We start from the raw sequence: 16,799 nt of genomic DNA on the forward strand, positions 1-16,799 counted from the left end.
GGAAACAAATTTTATTTAATATTGAAAGCCTGATAATGATACAACTAAGAAATCACATATTTTGGATATTACTCGCTTTCATTTTGAGCGCTAACAATTCATTTTCCCAACAGAAAAAGACTTTCAATAAAAAAAGCCAACATTTAATCAAAGAACTTCAGATTGATATTAATGACAATATTGACAAGAAGTCTATTCTAGAAAGTCTTCATAAAAAAGGTTATATTTTTTCAGAAATCATTTTAAAGAACGATTCTCTTCATATTATTGAAGGTGATTTCATAAAAAGGATTAGATTAAAATATGGTTCTCCAGATGAAAAAAAATATTTTTTAGAAATTAAATTTGACAGACTAGAACAAACTCTTCAAGAAATCAGCAAAAAGTACAGTGATCAAGGTTTTCCATTTAATAAAATTAACGTTACAAAGATCAATCAAGTAAAAGATGATTTGATCGAAATGGAGTTGATGGTTACTAAAAATCAAAAAAGAAGTATAAACGACCTTATTATCAAAGGCTACTCTCCACACTCAATAAAACAAATAAAACGCAGCTTAAATATCGGGAAAGAAAATTTAAGCGAGCAAAAAATGAATGAAGAGTTAGATTACTTACAAGACAAGCTCAGCTTTAAATTAATCAAAAACCCAAGTGTTTTATATAAAAAAGACAAAAGCATACTTTATCTATATACCGAGAAAGTGAGCAGGAATATGTTTGATGGTGTTTTAGGGTTTTCAAATGAAAATGATAAATTCAAACTTAGTGGTGATTTAGAATTAGAACTCAACAACAATTTAAATGCTGGAGAAAAATTTCAGCTACACTACAAAAACACAGATTCTGATCAAGAAACAATCAGCGCAAGTCTAAAATATCCTTTTTTATTTAACTCCAGATTTGATTTAGAAACAGGTTTCCAAATCTTCAGACAAGATTCATCTTACACAAACACAAGCTTTCATGCAGGTCTAAAATTCAACATTAACAGAAACTATTACATCAAAGGGATTTATCAAACAAGAAAATCGAATGCAATTAATAAAAATACTAATGAAGATTTCAGCTACAACGCTCTCCGAACAACTTTTGGCGCTCGATGGAAAAATTTAGGCCAACTTGAAGTAAGTACTGAGTTAGGTCAACGCAAAAGTGAATCAACAGAAAACCAAACTTTATTAGAACTCAAATATTATAACAAAGTTAATTTTAACAAAACATACCATTTGCTCATCCAAAACGAAAATGCTCTATTATTATCTGAAACATACCTTAATAATGAAACATTTAGAATTGGCGGCATAAATAGCATTAGAGGTTTCCTCGAAAACAGCATAATTTCCACAAAATATAGCACAATAAGGCTAGATCATAACTTTGAGTTAACCAATACTCTCACAATTATTGGGATTACAGATTATTTATTGTCCTTCAACGATTTAGATAAAATTAGGACAAATTACTACAGTTTAGGGTTTGGCTTATCGCTACAACAAAACAACACAAACATCCGTATCATCATGGCTAACGGATTTTCTAACAACAGCGATATTGACTTTAACAATACAAAAATACACATCAGACTTGCGACTTTTTTCTAATGAAATGTACGATTAGAGTGATTCTTTAACACTTGTTACATTAAAATTATCATAAAAAGTCTTGCTCAATTAACTTTTTATTTTGATTTTTGGCATCGGCTAATTCAAATAAATTAATAAAATGAGAACAAAGTTTAGTGGATTTCTAACACTTTTACTAGTGTTGGCGGTGCAAATTTCATTTGCACAAACTAAAACAGTGACAGGTACTGTTACTGGCGAAGATGGTTTACCTATTCCCGGGGTAAACGTTATCGAAAAAGGTACATCAAATGGGACACAAACAGATTTTGACGGAAATTACAGCATTAGCGTAGCTTCTGGACAAACAATTGTTTTTTCTTATTTAGGTATGAAAAAACAGGAAGTTGTTGTGAATAATCAATCAACAATCAACATTACTCTTCTAGAAGATGCAGCAGAACTTGCTGAAGTTGTTGTGACTGGTTACTCTAGCATTGACAGATCTGAGTATGGTGGATCTATTTCCAGTGTACAATCTGAAGACTTAGAGCAAATCCCTCTTGCTTCTTTTGAGCAAATCTTACAAGGTAAAGCAGCTGGTTTACAGATTACTGCAGGTTCTGGACAGCCAGGATCGTCTGCACGTGTAAGAATTAGAGGTAATGGATCTATTAACGGTGAAAACGGACCTATGTATATTGTAGATGGTATCGAAATCACACCTGGTGATTTTGCTAACTTAAACAGTAATGACTTTGAGCGTGTTGACGTCTTGAAAGATGCAAACGCGACAGCATTGTATGGATCTCGTGGTGCAAACGGTGTTATTGTTGTGAGCACTAAAAAAGGGTCATTCTCTAAAGGAACGACTTTCAACTACAAAACAAGTTTTGGTTTTAGCGAAATCGGAGAAGCTAAGTTTGAAATGATGAATTCATCTCAACTATTAAACTTCCAAAGATTAATTGGTAGAGGCTTAGGTGCTGGAAAAACTGATGCTGAAATAGCTGAACTTGCTATGGTCAACACTGACTGGTCAGACGAATTCTTTAGAACAGGTACAGTAAGTACGCATGAATTGAGTATGGATGGTGGTAATGATAAAACAAGATTTTTCAGTAGTGTTCAGTACTTAGATCAAGAAGGTCTTTCTTTAAGATCAGGCTTGAAACGTTTTTCTTTAAGAAACAATTTAGAGCACAGACCTGATGAGAAAACTCAAATTGGTTTAAATACTCAAATGTCTTACTCGAAATCATCTCGTATTGATTCTGAAAGTTCAGTTACATTACAAAATCCATTTGCTGCTGCTTACTTAGGTTCGCCTTACCATGCGCCTTATGATGAAAATGGTGATTTTAACACAGGTGGTGGACGTGTTGGTCCTAATGCTTTAGAGCACTTGCTTAAAAGTGGGAATGACAGAAATGTTGTAAAAATCATCGCGAGTGGTTTTGCGAATAGAGAACTTTTTGAAAACGTTACTGCAGGAATTAACTTAGGTGTTGATTACCAACAATCTAATGTGATTAGATATACTGACCCGAACTCTCATTATGGTAGAACAACTGACCCAGGACAACAGGGTAGCTATAATGAATCTAACAGATATGATGCGAATATTACATCTACAACTAATATTGGTTATGCGAATACTTTTGATGAAAAGCATAACTTTAGTTTTGATGCATATTTAGAATACTATAAAAGACACGTTAGATCAAGCGGCTTTACTGGTTACGGCATCAACGAATTAATCGTTGGTTACCCAGGAGGTATAACTGCAGGATCACCGTCAAATGAATTAATTCCTACTATATCAGGCGGAGTTTTAGAAGAAGGAATCTTCTCTTATTTCGGTATTGCAGATTACGGTTACGACGGTAGATTTGGTATTAATGCATCTGTTAGAAGAGATTCATCAAGTTTATTTGCTGATGAAAACAAGTGGGCTACATTCTGGTCTGTTGCAGGTCGTTGGAACTTACACGAAGAAGGCTTTATGGATGGAGCTGATTTTGTTGACAACTTGAAATTAAGAGCAAGTTATGGTACATCTGGTAACAAAGGAGCTATAGATCCTTTCCAGTATGCAACTTCATACGGACAGTCTTCATATGATGGTCAGCCAGGCTTCGTACCTACTAACTTAGGTAACTCAGATTTAACATGGGAAACTTCAAACCAGTTAAACATTGGATTAGATTTTGACTTATTTGACTACAGATTATATGGTAGTGTTGAATATTATAACAATTTAACAACTGAGTTATTTATCGATTATAGTTTAAGTGCAACTGCGGGTGCAACTTCTATAGAAAGTAACAACGGTGAAATGAGTAATAAAGGTGTTGATTTATCTTTAAATTATGACATCGTTCGTTCTGAAGATAAAGATGGTTTAAACATTAGTTTAAATGTTAATGCAAACTATAACAAAAACACGATTGAAGATCTAGGTCAAGTTAATGAATTTGAGCAAGGTACTTCTATTATCAGAGAAGGTTTACCTTTAGGAACGCATTACATTGTTGGTTGGGCAGGAGTCAACCCAGCGAATGGTCAGCCATTGTACTTAGATAAAGACGGAAATGTTACAAATCAATATTCTGAAGATAATAGTACTGCAAACTATGGCAGTTTTAACCCAGAATACACAGGTGGTTTTGGAGGAACTATTTCTTACAAAGGATTTAAGCTTTCTACATTATTTACTTTCCAAGCAGAATACTACAGATTTAATAACCAAACTTTCTTCCAAGAAAATCCTAACTTTTCTCAGTACAACTTAAGTACTAAAATGTTAGACATGTGGAAGCAACCAGGTGATGTGACTGAAGTTCAAAGTTACCTTTATGGAAGAGAATTTTCATCTAAAGATATCGAAGACGCTTCTTTCTTAAAGTGGAGAAATTTAACTTTAGGCTATACATTCTCTGACAAGGTTATCGAATCAATTGGTTATATTTCAGGGTTACGTGTTTACGGAATGGCTCAAAACCTTTCGACTTGGACTAAGTTTACAGGTTTCGACCCAGAGGATGACAACAACATTGCACAATATGAATATCCAACGCCAACAACAATTACATTTGGTGTTGACTTAAAATTTTAACTCATGAAAAAAATATTTAAATTAAATTTTGTTTTATTAGTGTTTTTGGCAGCTGTATCCTGTAAAGACGCTTATGAAGTAGATCCAAAAGATGAAGTTTTCGAAGAGAATGCTTTTAATACTGTTGACCAATTGGAGGTCGGTTTATATGGAGTTTACAGCGGTATTTTCAGTAATAACGACTCTAACCTTATCAATTATACATCTGTTTTTGCTGATGATTTAAGAATTGCAAGCACAAACAGAGGACAAGGAATTCAAGTTCATACATGGAGTATTAACTCTGGTACGACTGAGCCTGAAGCAATTTGGAATAGCTATTACAGAGTGATTAACAGAGCTAACCGTATCATGAAAGCTGCGGAAGGTATCGCTACTGAAGACGCTGATGAGCAAGCGAAAAAGGACAGAATAGTTGCTGAATTACATGCCATCAGAGGTTTTGCACATTTCGACTTAATGAGGTTATTCTCTCAAAGTTATGATCCTTCTGCTGAGTCTGTGCCTATTGTTGACAGAGTTTGGGTTTACGAGCAGCCTGCAAGAAACACTGTGGCAGAGGTGACTCAATTTATCAAAGATGATTTTGATGATGCTAAAGATATTTTTGCAACATTAGGTGCATCTACTGATATTAACCGTATGTCAAGCATCGCAGTAACTGCTTTACAGGCTAGATTAGCTTTATACACTAAAGATTATGATGCAGCTATTAACTTCTCAACTGAAGTTATAGATAACTCACAGATAGCAACTACTTTCAATGATTATATCGGAATTTGGGCTGACGAGTATACTGGAGAAACTTTATGGCAATTAGCAAGAACACCAGGTCAAGAGACTATCGGTACAATTTTTACTGATACAAATGGTGATGTATTATTTAATGTGTCAGATCAATTATTTGATGTTTTAGGAAACAATAATTTTGATGATGACCATAGAACATTTGCTATTATTGATACTCAAAATTTCGATCCAGACAACTTGATGGTGGGTAAATATTTAGGTTCAGAATCTAATCCGTTTTTAGCTAATATTAAAATGTTAAGAACTTCAGAGCAATATTTAATTAGAGCTGAAGCTTACGCAAGAACCAATCAGTTAACTGAAGCAAGTACTGATATCGAAACTTTAAGAAATGCAAGAAAAGATATCACTGTAACAGTTGGATTCTCTGATCAGCAAAGTGCATTATCTGCTATCTTAACTGAAAGAAGAATGGAGTTAGCTTTTGAAGGACATAGAATGTTTGACTTAAAAAGATATGACTTAGGTGTGGTTCGTGACGCTAGCGATTGTGCAAATGCAGCCGGAGCTTGTAGTTTACCAGAAGACGACCATAGATTTGTATTGCCAATTCCTCAATCAGAGAGATTTGCAAATGATAACATGACACAAAATCAAGGCTATTAATAAATTAAATTATGAAGAAAATATTTTTATTATTATTTGTCTCAACATTCGCGTTTATTTCGTGTGATGAATCAGTAGACGAAGAAATATACACAGGCGATAGCTTGACGTATTTTACAAACGGAACTAACGGAAACTTTTTCGTAGAAGAAACTAACGACCCTGGGTTTAAAATACCAGTCGGTGTCACTGATAAAGTAGCTAACGATAGAATTTTCACTGTGAGTGTTGTCAATGAACAAACGACAGCTACGGAAGCAGAGTATATGTTAGACGAAACATTTGTCATCCCAGCTAATGAGCATATCGGTTACATTAATGTGACTGGTTTTTTTAATGAAATTGATTTAACTGGATCAGTCTTAGCAATTAAACTAGAAAGTATAGATGGTTCTAACATTGCTAATTTTGATAATATTTACACGTTAAAACTAAATCCATTTTGCCCATTTGATGTTCCTACTTCTTTTAATGGAACAGCGGCAATAGTTGGTCAAGGAACTGTAAACAGTTTTACTGTTGAGTTAGAACCAACAGGAAACCTAAATGAATTTACAACAGAGAGTATTTGGGGAGATTTCGTTGCAGGAGCAACAGGTGATCCAAGTTATGCTGGCGAATATCCTTACTCTGGAGTTTTAAATATAGATTGTTTAGGAAATGTAACTTTTGTTAGTCAAGAAGGCCAGCTTCCTGGAGGAACTGGTACTTATGATGAAATTACTGGAACATTAACAATTGTATTAGATCAAGAGCTATTTACAAATCCTTTTCAAGTTGAGGTTGTCTTAACACCAGCAAACTAAGGGTTTAACATTTATTAAATTTTAAAGGGTTGATGTTAACATCGACCCTTTTTTTTATTAATAATTTTATAATTCTAAAAAAAAACTTAAATTGTGCAAAAAAAATTTATGAAAGTTAAATCTTTACTATCTCTAGGTATGTTATTAACAGCTTCCCTTGCTATTTCACAAACACAGAGTGAAGTTGCAGAAATAAAACAACTACAAAATACTAATAAATTAGAAATCTTGTCACAAGCAACAGATAAGCTTGAAGCTAAAAAATTAGAAATAATTAAAAAAGCTAATCAAAAAGGTTTAGAAATCAATCAAATTATTAATGGTAAACTTCATACAATCGTTGATTTTTATCAAGGAAAACCTGTTTATCAAACCGCACACAATATTGACGCTTCTATATCAACAAGAGCTAATTTTCTTTGGCAAGGTGGAAACATGGGATTAAATATTGAAGGGCAAAACATGATCGTTGGCGTATGGGACGAACAACGTGTTAAAGATGACCATGTTGAGTTTATGAACGGTTCTGGTTCTAGAATTATATTAGGAGATTCAAATATATTCAATGAAGATGAATTTGGAGATCATGGAACCCATGTTGGAGGAACGATAGCTGCAGCTGGTGTTAACGAAGATGCTAAAGGTGCTGCACCGCAGAGTACAATAGTGACTTATACATGGGATCAAGACTTTAATGAAGTCCAAGATGAAGCCAATGATAATGGTCTATTAATTTCAAACCATTCTTATGGTGTTCCTGTTTTCAACAATAACGGAAGCGCAAACGCACCAACCTGGATGATGGGAAATTACAGCTCTCAAGCTAGAGCGTGGGATCTACTATCAAACACTTTTCCTTATTACCTTATGGTCGTTTCAGCAGGGAATGATGGAGGATCAAATTATTCTGGTGGATTAAAAAATGGGTTTGACAAATTAACGCACGAGAAAAACGGTAAAAACAACTTAATCGTTGGAAATGCTCAAGACGCTAGCGTTGATGCTCAATCAGGTGAATTGACTTTTCCTGCATTCATCAATTCAAGCAGTAGCCAAGGCCCAACTGATGATGGAAGAATAAAGCCGGATGTCGTAGGTAATGGAACTAACGTTATCTCACCAGTTACGACATCACAAAGTTCATACGCTACTTTTTCAGGGACTTCAATGGCAGCGCCTAACGTTGCTGGTACTTTAATTTTACTTCAGCAATATTACAATCAAGAAAAAGGTAATTATATGTTATCTTCTACTTTAAAAGCTTTGGCTATTCATACAGCAGATGATCTTGGTAATACAGGACCAGATGCTAAGTATGGTTGGGGATTAGTCAATGCAAAAAAAGCTGTAGAACTCATACAAGATACTGATACAGATGTAACAAGAATAGAGGAAATTGATTTAGCAAACCAAGAGACTTTTACATTTAATGTAAAAAAGGAAATAAGTAAAGATCTAGAAGTTACAATTGTTTGGAACGATCCTGCAGGAACATCTAGAGATGGCATATTAAATGACCCAACTCCTGTTTTGGTAAATGACCTGGATTTAAGAATTAAAAGAGTTTCTAATAGTGAAACTTTCCTTCCTTGGAGATTGGATTTAGCAAATGTTGCTGCTAACGCAGTTAAAGATGATAACATTGTTGATAACGTTGAAAACATCATTGTTGACGCAAGCGATAGTGAAATCTATGAAGTAACAATTAGTCACAAAGGAAATTTGAATAATCCTCAAAAAGTTAGCTTAATTGTTTCAGGAGTAGAATATACAACTTTGGCAACTCAAGATATTGAAGTTGATGTATCAAATATCAATGTATGGCCAAACCCTGTTAATAATCAATTAAACATTACTGGTACTGAAGCTTTTGAAGGTCAAGTTCAAGTGAATGTCTATGACATAAGCGGAAGATTGGTCCTATCATCTGATAAAGACACAGCTTCTCAAAATAGCATCCAGATGAATACAAGCTCTTTAACAACTGGGACTTATTTTGTTAAGATTACCGATGGTCAAACATCATTAAACAAGAAAATTATCAAAGAATAATTACTTTAATATTAGACTAAATTAAAAGGCTGACATATCTTTGTCAGCCTTTTGTTTTTATAAAAAATGAATCTTATGGAAAATATAATTTTTGGGAATCACAGTGTTCAAGAAGCTTTAAACGAGAAGAAAGATATTGATAAAATATTGATCAATATGAATTTGAAAAATAAGTTTAAAGATTTGACTTCTCAAGCAAGAAAAGAAAATGTCAAAGTATCTTATGTACCCGTTCAAAAATTTAAAAAATACGATCATTTAAATCATCAAGGAATTATTGCAGAAATTTCTGATATCAATTATGCTGATTTTGAAGAAACAGTTGAGAAAGCCTTAGCAAAAGATGAGCCAGCAACCTTTTTGTTGTTAGACGGAATCACTGATGTCAGAAATTTAGGAGCAATATTAAGAACAGCAGAATGCACAAATGTTGCTGCAGTGATTTTGCCAACACAAGGAAGCGCCAAAGTTAATAGTCAGGCGATAAAAACATCTGCAGGTGCAGCTTATAAAGTGAATATCTGTAAAGTTAATCATCTTAAAGATGCCATATTTTACTTACAGTCATCAGGAGTGAAACTCATTGGTGCCACAGAAAAGGCTGAACAAAATATCTATGAAACCGATCTTACTGAAGCAGCTGCGTTTGTGATGGGTAGTGAAGAAAGTGGCATCCATCATAGCATTGCAAAAATGTTAGATGAAACAGCTAAAATTCCACTATTAGGTGAGATCAACTCTCTAAATGTTTCAGTCGCTTGTGGAATGTTTCTTTATGAAAATTTAAAACAAAAGCTCAATAAATAATTAAAAATAGAGGTATCTATTTTTTCTGTTTCGGCTTATAATAAACTTTAATGTCTAGTTGATTTGATAAATCCTTTATTAAGACTTCATCCGTTGGTTCTTCTTCAGGTTCTATCGGATTAAAATGACCATTTTCATCAAACTGTCGCATAAACTCTTTTTCTTTTTCAGTCTGCATAACCGACTTATGTTTTTTAAAATTTAACTCAGACGTGACAAATTCAGAGGTATAGAAGTAACTCAACAAAAAACCTATAATTAAGCCAGACAAATGGCCTTCCCAAGAAATATTTTCCTTTGTTTGATCAGGTAAAACACCCCAAACTAAACTTCCATAAACAAATGCTACTGTCAATGCTAATGCAATCAATCTATAGTTTTTGGATTTAATTCCATTAAAAAATAAAAAGCTAGCTAAAAAATAAACAATACCACTTGCACCAATATGATAAGATGGCCTGGCTATAATCCAAGTCAATATTCCACTAAACAAAAATCCGTAAAGTAAAATTTTAATATGCTTCTTGGGATAAAAAAAAGCTAATGCTGAAATGAGAATGATCAACGGAATACTATTTTTAAATAAATGCTCTATGCCACTGTGAATAAAAGGACTTAACAAAATACCTCTTAAGCCTTTGAGTGACCTCGGGAACAGACCATAACTATTGAAGTTAAATCCAAATCTGATTTCTATCCAATAAACTATCCAAATTGCCAATAAAGCAAAAAAAGGAAGCCATAAATATCGATATGTTTTGTAAAGTTGAGATTTCATCGTTGTGAAGATATCAAAAAACTTTCCAATCTGCATCCTCTGCTATTGTGTCAGTAAAATTGTAGTTTTGCAATATGAACACGCCACTAGCAGAAAGATTAAGACCAAAAACATTTGCCGATTACATGAGTCAACTACATTTAGTTGGTCCACAAGGCTCCATTACTCAACTTGTTAAAAACCAAGTCTTACCATCACTTATTTTATGGGGACCTCCTGGTGTTGGAAAAACAACTTTAGCACATATTATCGCTTCTCAAACAGACAGAAATGTTTATACACTTTCTGCAATAAGTAGTGGTGTTAAAGATGTGAGAGAAGTCATTGAGAAGGCAAAAAAGAATGATGGCTTATTCAGTAAACAGAAAAATCCGATTCTTTTTATAGATGAGATTCATAGATTTAGTAAATCTCAGCAGGACTCTCTTTTAGCTGCAGTGGAAAAAGGCTGGGTCATCTTAATTGGCGCAACGACTGAAAACCCAAGTTTTGAAATCAACTCTGCCCTACTCTCGCGTTGTCAGGTCTATACTTTAAAGCAATTCAGTGAGAATGATTTAAAAGAATTGCTTCAAAAAGCCATGAAAGATGATGACATTCTTAAAAAAAAACAAATCAAGATTCAAGAATACGAGGCTTTAATTCGTTTTTCTGGTGGTGATGCTCGAAAGCTGCTTAACAATTTTGAACTTGTTGTCAATTCTTTTTCTGTCAACGAACCCATTGTTATTACAAATACAATTGTTGCTGAAAGGATTAATCAACAAAGCACGCGTTATGACAAAAATGGTGAGCAACATTATGACATCATTTCTGCTTTTATCAAATCCATAAGAGGAAGTGATCCCAACGCAGCCGTTTATTGGTTAGCCAGAATGCTTGATGGCGGAGAAGATGTCAAGTTCATTGCGCGACGCTTACTGATTTTAGCAAGTGAAGATATTGGATTGGCCAACCCAACAGCCTTAGTTATGGCAAATAACACTTTTCAAGCTGTAAATACTGTGGGAATGCCTGAATCTCGTATTATTTTGAGTCAATGTGTTATATATATGGCGACATCGGAAAAGAGTAATTCTGCATATATGGCAATCAACAAAGCGATGGCAGAAGTTAAAAGAACTCAAAATCTAAATGTCCCTTTATCATTAAGAAACGCACCAACAAAACTGATGAAAGATAGTGGTTACGGCGCAAACTATAGATATGCACATGATTATCCAGGGCATTTTGTGCAACATGAGTTTATGCCAGAAAGTTTGACACAGACAAGTTTTTTTAAGCCAACTGATAATAAAAGAGAACAGCAGCTCAGACAGAAACTTAAAAAGCAATGGCCAAAGTACAATTACTAAAGCCACCTCTTTTTCTTTTGTGTTTATTCAACTCTATTAAAGTTTAGAGTTTGTACCTCATCAAGATCTTGATCTCTATATTCAACTTTCAAATCACCTTTTGAAGTAAAGTAAGCTGCACCTAATAAATCCCCTGATTTATAAATGTAACTTCCTTTATCAGCAGGTTCTAACTCAGCGAATTTATTTAGACTTGAAGCGAGATAAATAACAAAATGATCTTCACTTTTTTCAATCATCCAATAAGTTTGACCTGCAAATTTAAAAATAATTTTATCTGAAAATTTATCCTCAGCTTCAACCTCAGGCTCCTCTACTGATTTTGGCTTAACCAACATTCCTGTTATTCTATCACTGGAAACATCTTTTGATGTAAAACCTTGAAAAGAACTTCTTAATGCTTCAGGATATGCTTCTTTAAATGGCTTAGAGTTGCTTTGTCCAACTTCAGAAGTATAAACAGTGTTACCTGCACAATCTATTAACTTAAATTGAAGACGTTTCCTCATAAAAGAATCAATCTCACCAAGCTGAAATCTTAAGCTTAAACATGGTTCTGATTGTAGCTTAAGTGGCTTTTCTTCAACATCCATATACACATTAAACCCTGCTTCTTTGAGTAAAACTCGAGCGAGGATATTAAGATTATATTGATTTTTTTCATTCACAAAATCAAATTTCATTGGAACAATAACACTTATTTTATTCTCATCAAATTCTTGAGCTTGTAGGCCCATTGATAACGTGACTATAATTAGTAAAAATAATTTTTTCATTTCAATATTGTTTTTAGTTCAGATAAACATGTGATTTGATCTCCGCCAAAGGTATCATCTTTGCCGAATAACACTGCTTCAATTCCAAATTTTCGTGCACCTTCAACATCAGCCTCAATATTATCACCAATCATTAAACTTTCTTCCTTTTCGGCTTGAGCTAAATTGAGTGCATAAGCAAAAATCTCGGGATTTGGTTTTTTACAACCGGCATCATCTGATGTTGTTAAAGTTTCAAAAAAATGATCAATTTTAGAACTTATCATCTTTTTTGCTTGAACTTCCTTAAAGCCATTGGTAATAATATGCAGTTGATAAAAGGGTTTCAACTCAGACAAAACCTCAATTGTGTTCGGAAACAACTGATTGTAATTGGCTAGATTCTCGATATAATCTTCTGAAAGAACAGATATTAAATCATCATTAGCCTTGTATTTCAAAACATCGAAAGTTTCTTTTAAACGTGCATATCTTAAGTCTTCTTTAGAGATTTTATTATGTCTAAAAAGTTGCCAATATTTTGCATTAATCGGTTCATAAATTGATATAAAATCCTTCATATCAACACCAACATCGTGGTGATTAAAAATGTGTTGAAAGGTTGATTTAGAATTTGAATTAAAATCCCACAAGGTGTGATCTAAATCAAAAAAAAGATGCTTGACAGGCTGCATTAACTAAGTTTTTTTAAAAGTGCATATAATTTTTGGTGATCTTCGTATAAAGAAAAATCTGCATTTGTAAATGTTAATCGATTGATTAAACCCAATTTTCTTAAAATAGCGGATATTCTTAGTAATTCTGCTTCAATGGCGTTAAAACTTCCACTTTGAAGCGTATCACTATTAAATAAATATGGGTGAATAACAAGACGTGTACTCTGCTCCAAATTAAGATCATAGAACTGAAAAGCACTTGCAGTCCCTGCTCTAAAACCAATTTGATTTGGATAACCCATTGAATAATCATCTGTGATTTCAAGCTTGATCATATGCTCAAAAACCAATGGAAAGTTGAGTCCATCAGAATTGATTAGAGTTGCATATAAATTTTGGTTAACAATATTCTGCCATCTCTTTTTCTCTTTTTTAAAAATTAAAAAGTTATTGATGGCTTCGTACCCTGGTCTTAAACCTAATTTCACATAATCACCCATAGATTTTATGAGTTTATGATAAACACGTTTATTGTAGCTAATGCTTTTTGAGTGACGCGTATAATCACTTAATTGAAAATAAAAATCAAGGATTATATTTGAATTCTGACCGAATTTAACCAGATCATCATAAACATCATAAGGATCAGGAGCCAAACGAAACATTGTTTTTAGTCGTTGATAAATCTTAAGAAAATCAAATTTGAATAAATCTTGAAGGCTTGCCCCTAGCAATCTCACAAAACCTCTATGTCTAAAAGCATAAGCTTGCTCAACAGAAATATTGACTTTTACTTGATAGCTTTTTTCATTTTCAGGTAGTTCAAATTTTTGTTGTAAAAGATTTTTAAAACATTCGACCCATATTTCAATAACAGGAAGTGTCAAGAAGTTTTTCTGAAAAGCTAGGCTTTCTTCATACCCAAAACAACCGTATTCATTCTTTACATGAGGTTGGTATTCTTCATATCGTGATAGTAAGTAAAAGCTAGCAGAAAATATATCAAAAGATAAATCACTATCATTTGATACTCTGAAAAAACATGGACAATCAGCTTCTTCCCAATAATCAACCATAATGTTGACATCGTTAATACCATGTTCTTCTAAAAGACCATATTGCTGAATGAATATTTCATTCCCAAGTTTCTTTTTACAATATGAAATTTTTGGTCCTTTAAAGCTAATAAAGGTTTCAATTTTAGAGGTAAATTGAACCTCAAAATCCATCATACGGCCACAAATATGATTAAAAATATAGCTAATCCGAGAGCTGTTTTTTGGGACGTAAACAAGTAATTCCTTCATTTATAATAATCCTTCATCTGCGAAACTAAAGTAAGATTTTTCTGTGATAATGAGGTGATCTAGGACTTTAATATCCAGGATTTCTCCTGCTTTCTTTACTTTTGCTGTTAATTGTTTATCAGCCTGACTTGGTTTGAGTGTTCCTGACGGATGGTTGTGTGTCAAAATAATACTCGTTGCAGATTGGCTTAATGCTTTTTTAAACAATAGCCGTATATCGACCATCGTCGCAGTGATGCCACCCTTACTCAAATTGTATTTATGTATAACTTTATTTGAATTGTTTAACATCATGATCCAAAATTCTTCATGAGAAAGTTCTCCTATATAAGCATACATTAAATGATAAACATCTTGGCTAGATTTAATTTTAGTTAACTCATGAGCATCCTCACTCCTTCTTCTTCTTCCCAGCTCAAGAGCAGCAACAATTGTAATAGCTTTTGCTTCTCCAATTCCTTTAAATTGCATCAATTCTTCAACACTAGCTTTTGCGATATTCTGCAATAAGTTTTGATGCGATTTCATGATGCGTTGACAAAGATTTACAGCAGATTCATTTCGGTTTCCAGATCCTATTAAAATCGCGAGTAATTCAGCGTTTGTCAAAGTTTGTTTACCTTTGGCAAGTAACTTTTCTCTTGGACGATCAGCAAGAGACCAAGTTGTGATGGGAAGTGATTCAGCTTGTTTTTTCATGAAAGAACTTTCCTAAAGATAAGGATTTTTAGGAAATTAAAGCTCAATTCAAAATTACCAGCTAAGAATGTTTATCTGAAAAGTCTTTAAAATTAAAACCTCCATAATGCCCGCTACTCATCATGAGTAAAACGTCTTTCTGATATTCTTTTTGATCTAAAAACTGAAGAACATCTTCAGCAGATGTAAAAACTTGTAAGTCTTTCCTCTTAAATTTATCTAAAATTGCTTCTTTAGATAAAATGTCAAGTCGTTTAATTTCTACGGCTTTTGGTGAAAAGAAAACAATCGCTTCATCAGCTGCGTCAAGTGTTGATTTATATTCATCCAAAAATTCAGAGTTCAAACTACTGTAAGTATGCAATTCTAAACAAGCAATCAAATGTCTGTTTGGATATTGCTTTTTAACAGCTGCTGTTGTTGCCTGAACTTTTGATGGTGAATGCGCGTAATCTTTGTATACGATTACTTTATCAGATTTATGCATTAACTCCAAACGTTTTGAAGCGCCTTTAAAACTCGCCATCGCTTCATAAAAGTCATTTTCATCAACGCCCATGTGTTGACAAATCCACTTGGCACCTGCAAGATTTTGTAAATTATGTTTACCGAAAATCTCTAAAGGCATTACACCCTCTGGCGTTTCTATCAAAGTGACGCCATCTTCTATAGTGAATTCAGGAGTTTGATATGGATGTTTTCGTGTTGGTTTTGTGGCCTCTTCTGCTATTTTTGCTAAATTTTCATCTTCAGCATTATAAACTAATGTGGATCCATTTGTCATTGAATCTAAAAACAATTCAAACTGCTTTATGTAGTTTTCGAATGTTGGGAAAACATTGATGTGATCCCAAGCGATGCCACTTAATAAAGCGATATTGGGTTGATATAAATGAAATTTAGGTCTTGGGTCAAGCACAGATGACAGATATTCATCACCTTCTAATAATATGAAATCGTTTGTTTCAGTAAGATGAACGGAGTTTTCGAAGTTATCTATTTGAGCTCCAAGCATATAATCTACTTCGTGTTGATGATAATGCAATACATGTAAAATCATTGCTGTAATGCTCGTTTTGCCATGTGAACCTCCTATCACTACACGTGTTTTCTCTTTAGAATGCTCGTAAAGAAATTCCGGGTAAGAGTAAATATTTAAACCGAGTTCTTTGGCTTTTAAAAGCTCTGGGTTGTCAGCCTTAGCATGCATACCAAGAATAACAGCATCAATATTTTCTGTTATTTTTTCTGGAAACCATCCATATGCTTGAGGAAGAAGTCCGTGAGATTCTAATAAAGACTTTGACGGATCAAAAATTTCGTCGTCACTTCCTGTGATTTTATCACCTTTTTCCTGTAAGGCAATAGCTAAACTATGCATTGCACTGCCGCCAATTGCTATAAAATGTAATCGCATATCAATGATTTTGATGTAAAATTAAAAACTTAGATGACTTAAGGAAC

The 16,799-nt window shown here is 33.6% G+C and carries 13 protein-coding genes; 7 read left to right on the plus strand and 6 right to left on the minus strand.

Going from position 1 to position 16,799, the window contains the following annotated elements:
* The first annotated feature begins 35 nt into the window (after positions 1-35).
* From BLV84_RS00560 to rlmB, 6 genes are all read left to right on the plus strand, one after another.
* Complete coding sequence (locus tag BLV84_RS00560; RefSeq protein ID WP_143521304.1) at positions 36-1,604, plus strand: BamA/TamA family outer membrane protein; 1,569 nt, start codon at positions 36-38, stop codon at positions 1,602-1,604.
* Between the two features lie 121 nt (positions 1,605-1,725).
* Entirely contained in the window at positions 1,726-4,683 is a 2,958-nt protein-coding gene (locus BLV84_RS00565) for a SusC/RagA family TonB-linked outer membrane protein (protein WP_093237907.1), read from the plus strand.
* A gap of 3 nt (positions 4,684-4,686) precedes the next feature.
* Positions 4,687-6,099: a RagB/SusD family nutrient uptake outer membrane protein gene (locus BLV84_RS00570; RefSeq protein ID WP_093237910.1), complete on the plus strand. Its 1,413-nt coding sequence runs from the start codon at positions 4,687-4,689 to the stop codon at positions 6,097-6,099.
* 11 nt (positions 6,100-6,110) lie between these two features.
* Positions 6,111-6,905, plus strand: coding sequence for a DUF4843 domain-containing protein (locus BLV84_RS00575; RefSeq protein ID WP_093237914.1), 795 nt, complete (start codon positions 6,111-6,113; stop codon positions 6,903-6,905).
* A gap of 108 nt (positions 6,906-7,013) precedes the next feature.
* On the plus strand, positions 7,014-8,957 hold the full coding sequence (locus BLV84_RS00580; protein ID WP_093237917.1) for a S8 family serine peptidase: 1,944 nt from the start codon (positions 7,014-7,016) through the stop codon (positions 8,955-8,957).
* Between the two features lie 75 nt (positions 8,958-9,032).
* On the plus strand, positions 9,033-9,764 hold the full coding sequence (gene rlmB / locus BLV84_RS00585) for a 23S rRNA (guanosine(2251)-2'-O)-methyltransferase RlmB (RefSeq protein WP_093238751.1): 732 nt from the start codon (positions 9,033-9,035) through the stop codon (positions 9,762-9,764).
* Between the two features lie 16 nt (positions 9,765-9,780).
* Here rlmB and BLV84_RS00590 read toward each other — a convergent pair whose 3' ends face one another.
* Entirely contained in the window at positions 9,781-10,578 is a 798-nt protein-coding gene (locus BLV84_RS00590) for a rhomboid family intramembrane serine protease (RefSeq protein ID WP_234953057.1), read from the minus strand.
* Positions 10,579-10,616: 38 nt separating this feature from the next.
* On the opposite strand from BLV84_RS00590, the gene BLV84_RS00595 reads away from it, so the two are divergent.
* A complete protein-coding gene (locus BLV84_RS00595) occupies positions 10,617-11,897 on the plus strand; it encodes a replication-associated recombination protein A (RefSeq protein ID WP_093237920.1) in 1,281 nt (426 codons plus the stop codon).
* A gap of 23 nt (positions 11,898-11,920) precedes the next feature.
* Here the strand turns inward: BLV84_RS00595 and BLV84_RS00600 are convergent, their stop codons facing one another.
* The 5 genes from BLV84_RS00600 to BLV84_RS00620 all read right to left on the minus strand — a co-directional run bounded on the left by BLV84_RS00600 (position 11,921) and on the right by BLV84_RS00620 (position 16,752).
* The gene (locus BLV84_RS00600) at positions 11,921-12,673 is read right to left on the minus strand and encodes a hypothetical protein (RefSeq protein WP_143521305.1); all 753 of its coding nucleotides are present in this window, start codon (positions 12,671-12,673) and stop codon (positions 11,921-11,923) included.
* Complete coding sequence (locus BLV84_RS00605) at positions 12,670-13,347, minus strand: YjjG family noncanonical pyrimidine nucleotidase (RefSeq protein WP_093237926.1); 678 nt, start codon at positions 13,345-13,347, stop codon at positions 12,670-12,672. The genes BLV84_RS00600 and BLV84_RS00605 overlap by 4 nt, the downstream gene beginning before the upstream one ends.
* Positions 13,347-14,636 (minus strand): DUF7033 domain-containing protein, encoded by a 1,290-nt coding sequence (locus BLV84_RS00610; protein ID WP_093237929.1) that lies wholly within the window; start codon positions 14,634-14,636, stop codon positions 13,347-13,349. The genes BLV84_RS00605 and BLV84_RS00610 overlap by 1 nt, the downstream gene beginning before the upstream one ends.
* Positions 14,637-15,335, minus strand: a complete 699-nt coding sequence (gene radC, locus BLV84_RS00615) for a RadC family protein (RefSeq protein WP_093237932.1) — start codon at positions 15,333-15,335, stop codon at positions 14,637-14,639.
* A 61-nt stretch (positions 15,336-15,396) separates the two neighbouring features.
* Positions 15,397-16,752 carry a UDP-N-acetylmuramate--L-alanine ligase gene (locus BLV84_RS00620; RefSeq protein ID WP_093237935.1) on the minus strand — a complete coding sequence of 452 codons (1,356 nt, stop codon included), beginning with the start codon at positions 16,750-16,752 and terminating at the stop codon, positions 15,397-15,399.
* Between the last annotated feature and the right edge of the window lie 47 nt (positions 16,753-16,799).

Source organism: Psychroflexus halocasei (genome assembly GCF_900107595.1).
Taxonomy (GTDB): Bacteria; Bacteroidota; Bacteroidia; order Flavobacteriales; family Flavobacteriaceae; genus Psychroflexus; species Psychroflexus halocasei.

Excerpts from the sequence above, each read along its gene's own strand:
- BLV84_RS00560 (WP_143521304.1), top strand. The coding sequence starts at position 36 with ATGATACAACTAAGAAATCACATATTTTGGATATTACTCGCTTTCATT.
- BLV84_RS00565 (WP_093237907.1), top strand. The coding sequence starts at position 1,726 with ATGAGAACAAAGTTTAGTGGATTTCTAACACTTTTACTAGTGTTGGCG.
- BLV84_RS00570 (WP_093237910.1), top strand. The coding sequence starts at position 4,687 with ATGAAAAAAATATTTAAATTAAATTTTGTTTTATTAGTGTTTTTGGCA.
- BLV84_RS00575 (WP_093237914.1), top strand. The coding sequence starts at position 6,111 with ATGAAGAAAATATTTTTATTATTATTTGTCTCAACATTCGCGTTTATT.
- BLV84_RS00580 (WP_093237917.1), top strand. The coding sequence starts at position 7,014 with ATGAAAGTTAAATCTTTACTATCTCTAGGTATGTTATTAACAGCTTCC.
- rlmB (WP_093238751.1), top strand. The coding sequence starts at position 9,033 with ATGGAAAATATAATTTTTGGGAATCACAGTGTTCAAGAAGCTTTAAAC.
- BLV84_RS00590 (WP_234953057.1), bottom strand. The coding sequence starts at position 10,578 with ATGCAGATTGGAAAGTTTTTTGATATCTTCACAACGATGAAATCTCAA.
- BLV84_RS00595 (WP_093237920.1), top strand. The coding sequence starts at position 10,617 with ATGAACACGCCACTAGCAGAAAGATTAAGACCAAAAACATTTGCCGAT.
- BLV84_RS00600 (WP_143521305.1), bottom strand. The coding sequence starts at position 12,673 with ATGAAAAAATTATTTTTACTAATTATAGTCACGTTATCAATGGGCCTA.
- BLV84_RS00605 (WP_093237926.1), bottom strand. The coding sequence starts at position 13,347 with ATGCAGCCTGTCAAGCATCTTTTTTTTGATTTAGATCACACCTTGTGG.
- BLV84_RS00610 (WP_093237929.1), bottom strand. The coding sequence starts at position 14,636 with ATGAAGGAATTACTTGTTTACGTCCCAAAAAACAGCTCTCGGATTAGC.
- radC (WP_093237932.1), bottom strand. The coding sequence starts at position 15,335 with ATGAAAAAACAAGCTGAATCACTTCCCATCACAACTTGGTCTCTTGCT.
- BLV84_RS00620 (WP_093237935.1), bottom strand. The coding sequence starts at position 16,752 with ATGCGATTACATTTTATAGCAATTGGCGGCAGTGCAATGCATAGTTTA.